The following is a 13,139-nucleotide window of genomic DNA, read 5'->3' on the forward strand; positions in this document are numbered from 1 at the left end:
TTTTAAGTTACATGATTATTATAAATCACAGGAATGGTTCTTTAAATGTTTTATAGTAAAAAGTTTGGGGATATATTTCTTGTCTTTTGCCAGACATTCACATTGTTAGAAATAATTTATCACAAAAGGGCAGTCTACATGTTCAGTATATTGGCAACTAAAGTCTCTTAGATACTCATTTTGTTTCTGATAAATATGTAAATTTTGGGTGGATTTCATAGTTGCTGTTATTAGATGAGCTTCAATATTGGAAAAATAGTAACATTCTATTTCACATAGTTCACCCTGGCAGTTAACAAGATCAGCCCCTTTAAATGTAAGAGGGTACTCAGGGAATTGTGTTGGTATTTGATCTTTAGCTGTCCAGAGGTATTTAAAATCATGAAAACTTGTTTTAGCAGTTAGATCCTTGTCGATCTTTTTAAAGTCTTGTGGTGAAGGACAATAATATATACTTGGGGTAGCAAACATACAAGCTGTTATAAGAAAAAATAATAAAAGTAAATATTTTTTACAGCAAAACACTTTTTTTGTTTTAAAAATCATGAGTTTTTTTATATTATTAAGTTTAGTGATTTCTTATAAATAAGTAGTATATATGAATTCAAAAGTGTTTTCATTCTGTCAGATTGCCGCATTTAATAGGGTTGCTATAGATGCTAAACAGATTCAGCATGAGTATGGTGATACGGATGGTAGTATAAGTGAAGTTAATCTATTAAGAGCTATAAAAGCTAATAATTTTAAAGCTAAAGCAGTTACGCTAAAGCCACAAAATATTAACCCTAGAGTTTTATCTATTATTTTACAAGATAATAATGGTGATAACTTTGTTTTAGCAGGAATCCAAGATAATGAGTATTTAGTTATTCAACAGGGGAGTAAAGAATTGTTGGCATTATCTGAGTCAGATTTAGCAGAGATCTATAATAATAGAGCAATTCTTATAACGTATAAGGATACAGCTAAAGACTCTCAAGAGAGTTTTAATATTAAGTGGTTTGTACCAGCTTTGTGGAAGTATAGACATATTTTCAAAGATGTACTAATAGTGTCTTTATTTATTCAGTTATTTGGTTTGGTTACACCGTTTTTCTTTCAGGTGGTTATGGATAAGGTAATTATGCATAATGGTCTTACCACTTTAAATACTCTAGCAATAGTATTTTTAGTAGTAGCAATATTTGAAGTTTTATTTGGCACTATTCGTACTTATCTGTTTAGTCATACAACTTCTAGACTTGATGTCGTCTTGGGCTCTAAGCTATTTTAACACTTAATGAAACTACCATTATCATATTTTGAGCCACGACAAGTTGGACAAAATGTCGCTAGAGTTAAAGAGTTAGATAGTATCCGTAGTTTTATCACTAGTACTGCTTTGACATTAGTGATTGATTTATCATTTACATTTATATTTATTGCGGTGTTGTTTTTGTACAGTTGGCAACTTACACTAATTGTGTTGGGTACTATTCCTATATATTTGATATTATCAGTATTTATTACGCCGATACTAAAACACAGGCTAGATAAGGTTTTTTCAACAGGTGTGTCAATAGGTATTGAAAATTGACCCCTATAGGCACCGAATTTTTGACCCCCTAGAGGACCTAAAATGACTGATTTTTAGTCAGTCAAAATCATCTGTTTTATTTCCTATTTTTAAGTCTAAAACTATCATTGCCAGTTTCAATAATTTCATAGTTAAAAGTTAAACGATCTAGCATAGCTGAAGTCATCTTCTTATCCCTAAAAATCTGTGTCCATTCTCCAAAAGATAAATTTGAAGTTATAATCAAAGATACATTTTCATGTAACTTACTCAGAAGGTGGAATAATAAAGCTCCTTCAGACTTTGAGAAAGGTAAATAGCCCAATTCATCTAAAACAATCACATCCATTGATTTTAACTTTTCCGCAAGCTTTCCCGAGTTATTGTTTAACTTCTGCTGCTCTAATTGGTTAACCAAATCAACGATATTGTGAAATCTTGCTTTCCTACCTAATTTGACTATTTCTCTAGCAATGGCTATAGCTGTATGAGTCTTACCAGTGCCAGTAACCACCAACTAAAATAATGTTACGCTTACTATCTACCAAACCTGTGCTTTGTAAGCCTATAACAAGCTCTTTGTTGATTACACTCTTATCAAAATCAAATTCATCCAAAGATTTAGCTGTAGGGAACTTAGCCAATTTAATTTGATTATTAATTGATTTAACAGCTCTATAACTGACCTCTTTCTCAAGTTGCTCCTCTAACCACTTATAATATTGAGTATCATCCTTATCAATCTCTTTAAGACCATCTAAAACTGTACTTAGATGTAACTTTTTTAAATACTCTTGAAGTTCTATCATATTTATAGACCTCCTAATAATTGATTATAATTATTACAGTTAGCTATTGGTGGATTCTTAAGCTTTAGACTATCATCAACATCAACTATAGGTGCACCTTTCTCACATTTTAAACGTATTATTGAGTTTATAATATGCTGAGAATTTATAACATTACTACCAATATCTAAGTCACATGCTATTTCAACAGCCTCAATGCCATAATCTCTCAAAGATAATAGAACCTCAACAGCTTGCCTATCTCCACCGTTCTTAGACATCAGAAGATCTTTAACTTTTAAAATACTTTTAGGTAAAACCCAATCTTTAAAAGGTTCTCCATTTCTCAACGCTCCTGGCTTTCTTTCCAAAAGGTTTAGATAATGATATGGGTTAAGTATCCTTTTATTTCTATCTAAACATATATCATGTGTAGCAATCTTGTTACCATTACAGAAAATTCTTATTTTGCTTGGATAAGCTCTAACATCTACAGATCTATTAGCATATTCACAAGCGACACTATATCTATTACTATCGTAGCTAACCAAACAGGTCTTATCTACCTTGCGTGTAATTTCTTTATACCCATTAAAGGGGGAACTAAAGTCTCGCAATAAGCTTTTTTCTTGTCTAAACACATCATAAATAGTTTTATCTCTTATTTCTGTATGTTTGCGTTGTTTAGATATATCTAATACTCTTTGTTGTAAATGTCTATTAAGCTCCTCCAATGTATCAAATTTCAACCTTGGCTTGAATAGCCAATCTCTGATATTATCAACTTGGTTTTCTACTTGTCCTTTTTCCCATCCTGAAGCTGGGTTACATGCTGTGGGCTCTATAACATAATGCTTTAACATACATAAGAAGTTTTGATTGAACTTACGGTTGGATTTGCTCACAAACACTTTATCTACTGCTGTTTTCATATTATCATAGATACCTCTTTGAGTTACTCCACCAAAGAACTCAAAAGCCTTATCATGTGCATCAAACAGCATTTCTTGACTTTCTCTTAGGTATGCAATCACAAAAAACATCCTGCTATAAGACAATTTAAAATGAGCTAATTTTATTTTAGTTATCTTTACACCTAACTCTACAGTTTCTTCACTCCAATCAAATTGGTAAGCTTCATCAGGGTCAAAGTATAGTGGTATAAAGCTATCCTTTAGTTGAGCAGTGTGTTTTTCGTAGTATTTCTTAACATACCTTTCTTACAGAATCATAAGAGCCTGTATAGCCTAGAGCTTCTAAATGGTTATGATATTTACGAGTACTTCTCTGAGATTTCTTTTCTAGCTTCAAATCATGTGCAAGCATTTCTTCAAGTATCTTGATATAGTCTTGTAACTTTGGGTAAAAAGTCACTTTACGTTGATATTGTTTAGGAATATACTCAACATCTTTTTCTCGGATAATTTTTCTGACTGTGTTCTTTGACACATTCAGGCTAGTACATATTTCACTTATTGAATTGCCTTCACGACGCATTACTAAAATGGCTGTTTTTTTATCCATTTTTATCACCTTAATTTAAGCCCTATATTTATAAAAAATGTAGGGTAGTTTACCACCTCAGGGGGGCATTTTTCTGTGCTTATTTGCCCCTAAAAGGGGGCATTTTTGCATGCTTATTCACACCTTTTCTTTCGATCTGTTATACATTTGCATATCTTGATAGAGTAATGTGTCATTTGCTAAAATACAAATGATTTCCGATTTGTCACTCTCAGAAACAATCTATGGTTTTGGGGCAGGGATATTTTTTATTGGATACTGATCTACCCCGTCAATTTGGGACAGTTTACTACTTCATTTTCCATTATATATTCAAATTGATATGGAGTCATATAATTTATTGTAGAATGTCTCCTTTTTGTATTATAGTAAGCTTCAATATATTCAAATATTGATAGTTTAGCTTCTTCTCTAGTTTTATAGCTTTCATCATGTACTAACTCTACTTTTAAAGTTCCAAAGAAACTTTCACAAGCAGCATTATCGTAACAGCATCCTTTAGAGCTCATACTTGATAGTAGCCAGTGTTCTTTAATAATGTCTTGATATTGTTTGCTACAGTACTGTGACCCTTTATCAGAGTGTATAATCACACCACTAGGAAAATTTCTTCTAAATAATGCCATATTTAAAGCATTACAAACTAAATCCGCTTTCATCCTAGAATCCATTGCCCAACCAATAACTGATCTTGAGAATAAATCTATAATCACACAAAGATACAGCCACCCCTCTTGTGTAGGTACATAAGTTATATCTGTAACCCACCTATGATTTACAGATAAAGCAGTGAAGTTTTGTTCTAATAAATTATCATAAACATGTTTGTTGTGGTTAGAATCTGTAGTTTTCTTATGCTTACGAGCCGCTTTAGCATGTAAACCAAGTAATTTCATACGTTTAGATACTCTAGGTTGAGTAACTTTCCAACCCATATCTTTAAGCTCTTTGTATATCCTAACACTTCCATATCTAGATTTATGTTCATTAAAATAGCATCATCTAGTTCAGCATCATTATATTGCCTTTTACCTATAGGTTTATGAATCCAACTGTAATATGAAGATGTGCTCACATTCAAAGGTTTACATAGTGTTGTTACTGGCATAACTTTATAATGCTCCTTAATAAAGGCGTACCTTACAGATTTTGCTTTGCAAAGTACGCTGCTGCCTTTTTTAGTATTTCACGCTCTGTTTCTGCCTGTTTGAGTTTTTTCTTCAAATCAGTATTTTCAAAAGATAGTTGCTGGTACTGCGTTTTATAATCTATCTTTATTTCTTTCTGAGGGTTTGACATGGCTTTGGATATCCAACTGCAAATGGTTTTATATTTAACCCCTAAGTTATCTGCTATTTCTCGTCTATTTGCATCTGGTTGTAAACATAATTTAACAGCTTCATCTTTAAACTCTTTTGTATATCTCATCTTGTCTCCTTTTCTTAACACCTAAGTGTCCCAAATAGGAGGGTATGATCACAGTTTTAATTTATGTCTTTTTAACTAGAACATCAAAAACTTAAATCTAGTATTTGTCATTATAGTATTTTTTGTTATAATACGATGTCTAGTTTTATCTAGGTAAGTTTAAATAATAACAAAAAGTCAGAAGTCTATGAATTGTTAGGCAGTTCTGAGGATTTAAAATCTAATAAATGGAGTAATAAATGTACGCGATAATTAAAAATGGCGGTAAGCAATACAAGGTAAAAGAAGGCGAAGTAGTTAAACTTGAGAAGTTTGACCTTGGTATTGGTGAGAAAGTTGAGTTTGATACAGTTTTAATGGGACAAACTACAGAAGGCGAAGTCAAAGTAGGCGCTCCTGTTGTAGAAGGTGCTAAAGTTGTTGGTGAAGTTGTAGAACAGGGTCGTCATAAGAAAGTGAAAATTATGAAGTTCCGTCGTCGTAAGCACAGCATGAAGCAACAAGGCCACCGTCAGTATTTTACAGCGGTAAAAGTTTCATCTATTAGTTTATAATTTTATTAAGAATATTTAAGGAGTATACAAATGGCTCATAAGAAAGCTGGTGGTAGTACTAGAAACGGAAGAGATTCAAACCCTAAGTATTTAGGTGTTAAAAGATACGGTGGTGAGTTTGTAAAAGCAGGGACTATTATTCTGCGTCAAAGAGGTACTAAAACTCATCCTGGTGTAAATGTTGGTTGTGGTAAAGATCATACTTTATTTGCTCTTAAAGATGGCACTGTTAAGTTCCATGCTGGTGGTGCTTTAAACCGTAAATTTGTTTCAGTTGACGAATAATAATTTTAATTTTTTACCTATCTTATCCTTATAAATTAATATTTCCTTGAGTTAATAATAAATCACAAACACTTATTAATTAATAAGGTCTATTGTAAAAAATGGCTATTATTTTTACCTTTTAGATATCGTGAGAGTCTTTAATTAAGATATTTTTTCATGAGCTTTTATTTATCTTTACTTCTATTTTGTGTTTCATCAACAGTTACACCTGGACCAAATAATCTGATGTTACTAATATCATCAATTAAGTTTGGTATAAGAAGGACATTTTCTCATTATTTAGGGATATGTTTAGGGTTTCCTTTTATGGTGCTTGTTATAGGACTTGGTTTAGAGTCTATCTTTGTGAACTATCCAAAATTGCATTTAGTCATAAAGATCATAGGCGCAATATATATGATTTGGTTAGCTTTGAAGATAATTTCATCATCAACCTATAGTGATGAAAAAAATAATAAGCCATTAAGTTTTAAGCAAGCAGCACTATTTCAATGGATAAATCCAAAAGCCTGGGTTATGGCTGTTGGAGTTATATCTACTTATACCGTAATTAGTGATAATATAAGCTTATCTTTTCAAGTAATTGTAATATCAATCATTTATATGATTGTTTCATTTTTTTGTACAGGTTTTTGGTTATTTGGGGGCAATCTTGTAAAAAGGATTTTGAGTGATGAAAAGCATCTAAGAATATTTAACCTAGTTTTAGGTTTGCTGCTTATATTATCTATTGTAATGATGATTTTTGAATAGTTTTTATTTTTTATATATTAGTTTTGCCTCTTTTGAAACCTCATTGATATAAACATACCTGCTAAGACACCTATTACAATTATACTAATCATAATTGTTGCTAGAGCATTTATCTCAGGAGTAGGTCCATTTTTAACTGTAGAATAGATATACATAGGTAAAGTAGGATTATTACTTCCTGCAACAAACTCTGTAACAACAAGATCATCAATAGATAAAGTGAATGTTAATAATATAGACGTGATAAGCGCTGGAATTAACTGAGGTATGGTAATAGCAAAAAAAGTTTTTATAGGTCCAGCACCTAGGTCTAAAGCTGCTTCTTCTAGAGAAATATCTACACTAGCTATTCTTGATTGCATGACTATTGTTACATATGCTGTACACATTGTTACATGGGCTATGACAACAGTGGTTGTTCCGCGTCCATGAGGCCAATCAATAAGATGCTGTAATGTTGAAAACATCAGTAATAGGGCTACACCAAGAATAATATCAGGTAAAACTAAAGGAGTTGCAACAAGACCATATAGAAATGTTCTAGATCTAAAAAACCTAAATCTAGTCATAGCGTATGCAACTATTGTTCCAAGTAATGTTGAGACGATAGAGGTAATAATGGCTATTTTTAAGCTAGTAAACGTTGCATTGATGATATCTTCATCATGTATTACTTCGTGATACCAGTTAAAAGTAAAACCACCCCATAGATTAATTATTTGCGAGTTGCTAAACGAGAAGATAACTAAGATTACAAGAGGTATATATAGAAATATTAAACCTAAAATAAGCATAATATTGCTAAATGTAAATTTTTTCATTGCTTATTCTCCTCTATACAAAAGTTCTTTTTGTTTGGATACGTTGCATCCATAAGATAGGTAGCACCAAAACAACTATCAATATTACAGATATTGCCGCAGCCATTCCCCAATTATTGGATGTGAAGAATTCTTCCCAAATGACATTACCAATCATTAAGGAGTTCATACCCCCCATAATTTGAGGTACAACAACTTCACCAATTGCAGGGATAAATATTAATAAGCTTCCAGCAATTAGCCCTGGCATAGATAAAGGTACAGTTATTTTAAAGAATGAGTTAATCGGCTTAGATTCTAAATCCTCAGCTGCATCATAAAGACAAGGATCAATTTTTATTAAAGTGCTATATAGCGGCAATATTAAAAATGGTAAGTAACAGTAAACCATACCTAAATACATTGAAAAATCATTATAAAGTAAAGCCATACTAGGTAAACCTAAACTCATTAAAAATTCATTTAAACCATGATTGCCAAGTAGAGTTACCCATGCATAAGTTCTAAGTAGAAAAGAAGTCCAATAAGGTATAACTATCAGTATTAGGAAGAAAAGCTGTGTATTTTTTTTCGCCCTTGATAAAGCCAATGCCATAGGGTAACCAATTAAAATACATAAAGCTGTTGTTATAAAGGCAACTTTAAAAGAGTTGAGCAAAGATATAAATACTAGATTATAGTGTACTAGCTCAATATAGTTACTCAGATAGAGTGTAAAATGTAGGGTTGCTTGCTTATATGCTAATAATGAAGTTACTGGAGGGGTTCCATCAGCAGGTAAGGTAAAGCTCATACCAACTACAAATAAAAATGGGATAAGCAAAAATACTGCAAACCATACAAAAGGTATTAGATAGACTAGTATATGTCTAAAGCTTTTTTCTAAGTTTTGCATTATGAGTATAACACCATAATATTTTGTGATTCCCAAGTAAGGTATACTTCGTCATCCCAAGACGGGTGATCAGCATTTCTTTCTATATTAAAATCAGTAGATTTTACTATATAACCGTTTGTAGTTCTTACATGATAAGTAGACAAACCTCCCATATAAGCAATATCTTCAACTGTTCCCTTAATACAATTTACAGGATTTTGAGGATCATAGTCATTAGGTTTTTCTTTATTTATAACTATCTTTTCTGGTCTTAATCCAACCCAAATTTCTTGATCTTCTATGGCTTCAATATTTCTGCGTAATACAAAAGATGTACCAGCTTGTTCAGAAGTTATAACACTGCGAGTCCTATCTACTTCTTCTACTCGACCTTCAAAAATTGTACTTTTGCCAATAAAATTAGCAACAAATTTACTTTTTGGAAATTCATATATCTCAGAGGGTGTACTAACTTGTTCTAGCCATCCTTCAGACATAATACCTATTCTAGTAGACATTGTCATAGCTTCTTCTTGATCATGAGTCACCATTATAAAAGTGCTTCCAGTTTGCTCTTGGATATCAACAAGTTCAAATTGCATTTGATCACGGAGGTTCTTATCTAAGGCTGATAACGGTTCATCAAGTAGTATTAACTTGGGCCTTTTTGCTAAACATCTTGCTAAGGCAACACGTTGGCGTTGGCCACCAGATAGTTGATGTGGCTTTCTTTTGGATAAGTGATCCATTTTTATAATTTTAAGCGCTCTATCAGTAGCTTTTTCAATATCTTCTTTATTTAAAGATTTTTCTTGTTTAAGTCCAAACATAATGTTTTGTTTTATATTCATATGAGGAAATAACGCATATGACTGAAACATCATGTTTATAGGTCTTTTATATGGTGGAGTATTTGACATATCCACACCATCAATAATAATTTTACCATCAGTTGGTTTTTCAAAACCTGCTAACATTCTTAGAAGAGTACTTTTACCGCTACCTGAACCTCCAAGTAGCGAAAAAAACTCCTTTGGGTAAACCTCCAGGTTGACTGAGTCAACAGCTAGATGCCCATCGTCAAATTGTTTAGATAGGTTTTTTATAGAAACCAAAGGTTTTTTGGAAGATCTTTGCATCTTTAGATTCTATAGTTTGATAAGAATGCTTAATAATAAGCAATTTTTTAATAGAAAAAAAGTGAAATCTTATTAGTTAAGTATTCTTATTACTATAAGTTGGCAGAAATTTTATACACTATTAATAGATTTAGAGTATTGTAGAAGTAAGAAGTTCAAAAATAAATTAACAATCTATAAGACTTAAATATTTATACGTTTAATACTTGATTTATAGCTATTTTCTTAATAGTTTCAAATGTTATTTAAGTAAATAAAGTATAATAAATATAACTATGTTTGTTTATGAGCGGCTGTGAGTAAATTATCTGCAACTTTTACTAGTGTTGATCAAGAGTTTTCAAGCTATATATTAAAATCTGAAATATCGAACTTACCAAATTGGTTTGATGGACAGATTTTAAGAGTTGGTCCTGCTAAGTTTGAATATGGAAAAATAAAATTAAATCATTGGTTCGATGGTTTAGCAATGCTGTATAGTTTTTATAAAGAAGGCAACAATATTTACTTTTCAAACAAGTTCTTAGAATCACAACAATATTTTGCCTCAAAAAAAGGACGAATGAAGTATGATGAATTTGGCACGATGGTTCCTTCTAAATTTAGTAGAATAGCTACTATAATAAAGATAATTTTAGGCTCAAAAGCTGAGAAACCAAGTTTAAATGTCAATATTCTTAAGTTTGATAATAAACTATTGGCTACTAGTGAAGTTACTACAATGCTTGAATTTGATAACAAAAGTCTTCAAACATTAGATGAATTTAAGTTTAATGATAATCTTAAAGGACAATTTAGCTGTGCGCATCCTCAGTTTGACCCAACTACTAAGGAGCAATTTAATTTTGTCATTGATATATCAAGAGATTGTAAATATAGCATTTATAAAGTTTCTAAAGATAGTTGTCAAAGACAAGAGCTTTATAAATTTTCTAATCAGCAATTTATTTATAATCATACTTTATTTTTAACAGAAAGCTATGTTGTATTATATTTAGGACCATTAAGAGCAAAACCAGTAGAATTTTTGTCTAAACCAATTTCAGAAGTTATATCACACGATAGTAATGCAAAGTGTCAATTACTAGTAGTAAATAGAAATACACTGAAAACTAAATTTATTGACGCTCCTAGTTTTGTTATGTTACATACGGCAAACTCTTTTGAAAAAGATCAAAAAATTCATCTAGATTTTATAGAGTATACAAATAATTTAGAACCTTATAAAAAGTTCTATTTTGAGAATATATATAATGATGATTGTACGCTTGAAACGCAAGTTAGTAGGATAGTTATAGATCTTGATTACGATCGTGTAGATAAAGTAGTACTAAGTGATAAAAATGTTGAGTTTCCTAGGATTAATCAAAAATTATTAACTAAAGATTATCAATTTATATATTTAGCTAATCGCACAGATCAAGCAGAGTTTTTTAATAGCGTAGTAAAAATAGATTTATATAATAATAGTATTCTTGAATATAAGTTTGGCCAGGACTATGTTTCAGAACCAATTTTTATAGCAAATCCTAGGGCTGAAAATGAAGATGATGGTTTAATTTTTATTAATGTAATTGATAGTAGTAAAAAGCTTAGTTATATTGTTTACCTAAATGCAAGTGATTTAGGTTTAATATATAAGGCATATTTACCAATCCAAATACCTCCAGCATTACATGTAATTTATTTAAAATAGAAACTTTTATGAAAAATATAATATTTGATTTTGATTCGACTTTAATTAAAAAAGAATCATTGGAGCTTATTTTAGAATCTGCATTGAAAGATTCTCCAGGAAAAATAGTAGAAATTGAAAAAATAACAAATTTAGGAATGCAAGGAGATCTTGATTTTAGAGAGTCTTTAGAAAGGCGCCTGGCTATAGCAAGCCCAACTAAACAGAGTATAAAAGATTTTGCTGATAAATACTGCCCAAATATATTAACAGATGGGATATTAGAATTAGTTAAAGAACTAAAAAATAAAGCTTATCAGATTTGGATTTTTAGTGGAGGGTTGACAGAAAGTGTTGAGCCTTTTGCTGATTATTTAGGAGTTCCTCAACAGAATATTTTTGCGGTTAATATAACCTGGGATAGTAATGGTAATTTTGTATCTCTTGATAATTTTAATGGTGCTTGTGATTCTAAGTTAAAAGCATTTGAAAAAACTAAAGCCTTAATTGGTAGAGAAGTTATTGCAGTAGGTGATGGTTATACTGATTATCAATTATATGAGGCTGGTTTTGCTAATAAATTTATAGCATATACAGAGCATGTATCTAGGCAAAAAGTTATCGAGGTTGCTGATAATATAGCTAAAGATATTAACCAGTTAAAAAGCTTAATTTTCTAAGTTTTTGTTAGTTATAGCTGAGTGTATAAACGATATTGCTAGTATCAAAATACCTATAGAACCACTAAACCATTCTGGAATATGAATAAATATTTTCAATAGTAATATTGCTGCTAAGAAACCAATTGCATAATGAGCCCCGTGTTCTAGGTAGATGTATTTAGCTAATGTTTTCTTCTCAACAAAGAGTATAGTTAAAGACCTAACAAACATGGCACCAATACCTAGACCTATCATTATTATTATGATATTTGTAGTAATTGCAAACGCGCCAACTACACCATCGAAACTAAAAGAAGCATCAATTATTTCTAGATAGATGAAACCCATTAAACCATTACGAGCTATATCTAAGGTATCAATTTTAGCTGAATCAAAAAATGAATTAAGTAGTCCTAAGCTTTCGTGAACTATTATTCCTAAAAGGTATGCTAGAGCTAACTCACCTTGGTAAGTAGGATTTGTGAGATAAACTACAATAAAGCCAATAACTATAGCAAAAAAAATATAACCTCCGTTGTATTCACGAATTTTTCTGATTAATTTATTATTTTCAACTAGAGGAATCCAGTGGTAACCATCATTTTCACTAAGGAAAAAGTTTAAAAACACCATGAGTAAAAAACTACCACCAAAACTACATATATATGGCATAGAGTATTCTAGTATTTCCTGATATTTCTCAGGATTATTTAAGGCAAGATGTATGACATCTATAAAGTTAGTACCACTAGTTAGTTTTACTAATAAAATTGGGAATACTAGACGCATACCAAATACAGCTATAGGTAGTCCCACATAAATAAATATTTTTTGCCATTTTTTAGGCATCTGTCGAAGAACTTTAGCGTTTATAATAGCGTTGTCGAAACTTAGAGATATTTCTAGTGCTGCTAAAATTAATATAGTATATGTTGTTGCTAGTGGTATTGATGGATATAGGTATTCTCCAAGAACTATTCCTATGGCAGTTACTATAATTGATCCGTAAAAATATTTTAGATTTTTCAAAGCATCTTAGTTCTTATATTTTGTAACGGGTAGATTTTACCATATA

The 13,139-nt window shown here is 31.0% G+C and carries 17 protein-coding genes and 1 pseudogene; 6 read left to right on the forward strand and 12 right to left on the reverse strand.

Annotation, left to right across the window (positions count from 1 at the left end):
- Positions 1-105: 105 nt before the first annotated feature.
- Entirely contained in the window at positions 106-525 is a 420-nt protein-coding gene (locus CDV26_RS03455; protein ID WP_245806496.1) for a hypothetical protein, read from the reverse strand.
- A 73-nt stretch (positions 526-598) separates the two neighbouring features.
- Here CDV26_RS03455 and CDV26_RS03460 point away from each other — a divergent pair.
- Positions 599-1,576, forward strand: a pseudogene (locus CDV26_RS03460) (ABC transporter transmembrane domain-containing protein).
- 76 nt (positions 1,577-1,652) lie between these two features.
- Here the strand turns inward: CDV26_RS03460 and CDV26_RS03465 are convergent.
- From CDV26_RS03465 to CDV26_RS03495, 7 genes are all read right to left on the reverse strand, one after another.
- The gene (locus CDV26_RS03465) at positions 1,653-2,069 is read right to left on the reverse strand and encodes an ATP-binding protein (RefSeq protein ID WP_157671310.1); all 417 of its coding nucleotides are present in this window, start codon (positions 2,067-2,069) and stop codon (positions 1,653-1,655) included.
- Positions 2,050-2,364, reverse strand: coding sequence for an ATP-binding protein (locus CDV26_RS03470; RefSeq protein WP_088771691.1), 315 nt, complete (start codon positions 2,362-2,364; stop codon positions 2,050-2,052). Before CDV26_RS03470 ends, CDV26_RS03465 begins: the two co-directional genes overlap by 20 nt.
- A 2-nt stretch (positions 2,365-2,366) precedes the next feature.
- Positions 2,367-3,506 (reverse strand): IS21 family transposase, encoded by a 1,140-nt coding sequence (gene istA, locus CDV26_RS03475; RefSeq protein WP_088771690.1) that lies wholly within the window; start codon positions 3,504-3,506, stop codon positions 2,367-2,369.
- Positions 3,507-3,549: 43 nt separating this feature from the next.
- Entirely contained in the window at positions 3,550-3,867 is a 318-nt protein-coding gene (locus CDV26_RS03480) for a helix-turn-helix domain-containing protein (protein WP_088772109.1), read from the reverse strand.
- Positions 3,868-4,130: 263 nt separating this feature from the next.
- Positions 4,131-4,802, reverse strand: coding sequence for an IS3 family transposase (locus CDV26_RS03485; protein WP_088772110.1), 672 nt, complete (start codon positions 4,800-4,802; stop codon positions 4,131-4,133).
- Positions 4,760-4,975 (reverse strand): hypothetical protein, encoded by a 216-nt coding sequence (locus CDV26_RS03490; RefSeq protein ID WP_088772111.1) that lies wholly within the window; start codon positions 4,973-4,975, stop codon positions 4,760-4,762. Before CDV26_RS03490 ends, CDV26_RS03485 begins: the two co-directional genes overlap by 43 nt.
- A gap of 32 nt (positions 4,976-5,007) precedes the next feature.
- Positions 5,008-5,316 carry a transposase gene (locus CDV26_RS03495; RefSeq protein ID WP_157671285.1) on the reverse strand — a complete coding sequence of 103 codons (309 nt, stop codon included), beginning with the start codon at positions 5,314-5,316 and terminating at the stop codon, positions 5,008-5,010.
- A 218-nt stretch (positions 5,317-5,534) separates the two neighbouring features.
- On the opposite strand from CDV26_RS03495, the gene rplU reads away from it, so the two are divergent.
- The 3 genes from rplU to CDV26_RS03515 all read left to right on the forward strand — a co-directional run bounded on the left by rplU (position 5,535) and on the right by CDV26_RS03515 (position 6,890).
- The gene (rplU, locus tag CDV26_RS03505) at positions 5,535-5,849 is read left to right on the forward strand and encodes a 50S ribosomal protein L21 (RefSeq protein WP_088772112.1); all 315 of its coding nucleotides are present in this window, start codon (positions 5,535-5,537) and stop codon (positions 5,847-5,849) included.
- A 30-nt stretch (positions 5,850-5,879) separates the two neighbouring features.
- Positions 5,880-6,134 (forward strand): 50S ribosomal protein L27, encoded by a 255-nt coding sequence (gene rpmA, locus CDV26_RS03510; protein WP_088772113.1) that lies wholly within the window; start codon positions 5,880-5,882, stop codon positions 6,132-6,134.
- Positions 6,135-6,293: 159 nt separating this feature from the next.
- Positions 6,294-6,890, forward strand: a complete 597-nt coding sequence (locus CDV26_RS03515) for a LysE family translocator (RefSeq protein ID WP_088772114.1) — start codon at positions 6,294-6,296, stop codon at positions 6,888-6,890.
- Between the two features lie 17 nt (positions 6,891-6,907).
- Here CDV26_RS03515 and CDV26_RS03520 read toward each other — a convergent pair whose 3' ends face one another.
- From CDV26_RS03520 to CDV26_RS03530, 3 genes are read right to left on the reverse strand one after another with little or no spacing between them, the layout of a single operon-like run.
- On the reverse strand, positions 6,908-7,711 hold the full coding sequence (locus CDV26_RS03520; RefSeq protein ID WP_088772115.1) for an ABC transporter permease: 804 nt from the start codon (positions 7,709-7,711) through the stop codon (positions 6,908-6,910).
- A 13-nt stretch (positions 7,712-7,724) separates the two neighbouring features.
- Positions 7,725-8,606, reverse strand: coding sequence for an ABC transporter permease (locus tag CDV26_RS03525; protein WP_169709707.1), 882 nt, complete (start codon positions 8,604-8,606; stop codon positions 7,725-7,727).
- The gene (locus CDV26_RS03530; protein WP_088772117.1) at positions 8,606-9,727 is read right to left on the reverse strand and encodes an ABC transporter ATP-binding protein; all 1,122 of its coding nucleotides are present in this window, start codon (positions 9,725-9,727) and stop codon (positions 8,606-8,608) included. Before CDV26_RS03530 ends, CDV26_RS03525 begins: the two co-directional genes overlap by 1 nt.
- 295 nt (positions 9,728-10,022) lie before the next feature.
- On the opposite strand from CDV26_RS03530, the gene CDV26_RS03535 reads away from it, so the two are divergent.
- Together CDV26_RS03535 and CDV26_RS03540 are read left to right on the forward strand one after the other, a co-directional pair.
- Positions 10,023-11,423: a carotenoid oxygenase family protein gene (locus CDV26_RS03535; RefSeq protein WP_088772118.1), complete on the forward strand. Its 1,401-nt coding sequence runs from the start codon at positions 10,023-10,025 to the stop codon at positions 11,421-11,423.
- A gap of 8 nt (positions 11,424-11,431) precedes the next feature.
- Positions 11,432-12,082 carry an HAD-IB family phosphatase gene (locus tag CDV26_RS03540; protein ID WP_088772119.1) on the forward strand — a complete coding sequence of 217 codons (651 nt, stop codon included), beginning with the start codon at positions 11,432-11,434 and terminating at the stop codon, positions 12,080-12,082.
- Here the strand turns inward: CDV26_RS03540 and CDV26_RS03545 are convergent.
- The gene (locus CDV26_RS03545; RefSeq protein ID WP_088772120.1) at positions 12,071-13,093 is read right to left on the reverse strand and encodes a DUF475 domain-containing protein; all 1,023 of its coding nucleotides are present in this window, start codon (positions 13,091-13,093) and stop codon (positions 12,071-12,073) included. The two genes, CDV26_RS03540 and CDV26_RS03545, sit on opposite strands and share 12 nt — an antisense overlap.
- Positions 13,094-13,139: the final 46 nt, after the last annotated feature.

The sequence above is a fragment of the Francisella halioticida genome, assembly GCF_002211785.1.
Taxonomy (GTDB): Bacteria; Pseudomonadota; Gammaproteobacteria; order Francisellales; family Francisellaceae; genus Francisella; species Francisella halioticida.

Excerpts from the sequence above, each read along its gene's own strand:
- CDV26_RS03520 (WP_088772115.1), bottom strand. The coding sequence starts at position 7,711 with ATGAAAAAATTTACATTTAGCAATATTATGCTTATTTTAGGTTTAATA.
- CDV26_RS03540 (WP_088772119.1), top strand. The coding sequence starts at position 11,432 with ATGAAAAATATAATATTTGATTTTGATTCGACTTTAATTAAAAAAGAA.
- rpmA (WP_088772113.1), top strand. The coding sequence starts at position 5,880 with ATGGCTCATAAGAAAGCTGGTGGTAGTACTAGAAACGGAAGAGATTCA.
- rplU (WP_088772112.1), top strand. The coding sequence starts at position 5,535 with ATGTACGCGATAATTAAAAATGGCGGTAAGCAATACAAGGTAAAAGAA.
- CDV26_RS03485 (WP_088772110.1), bottom strand. The coding sequence starts at position 4,802 with ATGGGTTGGAAAGTTACTCAACCTAGAGTATCTAAACGTATGAAATTA.
- CDV26_RS03525 (WP_169709707.1), bottom strand. The coding sequence starts at position 8,606 with ATGCAAAACTTAGAAAAAAGCTTTAGACATATACTAGTCTATCTAATA.
- CDV26_RS03480 (WP_088772109.1), bottom strand. The coding sequence starts at position 3,867 with ATGGATAAAAAAACAGCCATTTTAGTAATGCGTCGTGAAGGCAATTCA.
- CDV26_RS03515 (WP_088772114.1), top strand. The coding sequence starts at position 6,294 with ATGAGCTTTTATTTATCTTTACTTCTATTTTGTGTTTCATCAACAGTT.
- CDV26_RS03490 (WP_088772111.1), bottom strand. The coding sequence starts at position 4,975 with ATGCCAGTAACAACACTATGTAAACCTTTGAATGTGAGCACATCTTCA.
- CDV26_RS03530 (WP_088772117.1), bottom strand. The coding sequence starts at position 9,727 with ATGCAAAGATCTTCCAAAAAACCTTTGGTTTCTATAAAAAACCTATCT.
- CDV26_RS03470 (WP_088771691.1), bottom strand. The coding sequence starts at position 2,364 with ATGATAGAACTTCAAGAGTATTTAAAAAAGTTACATCTAAGTACAGTT.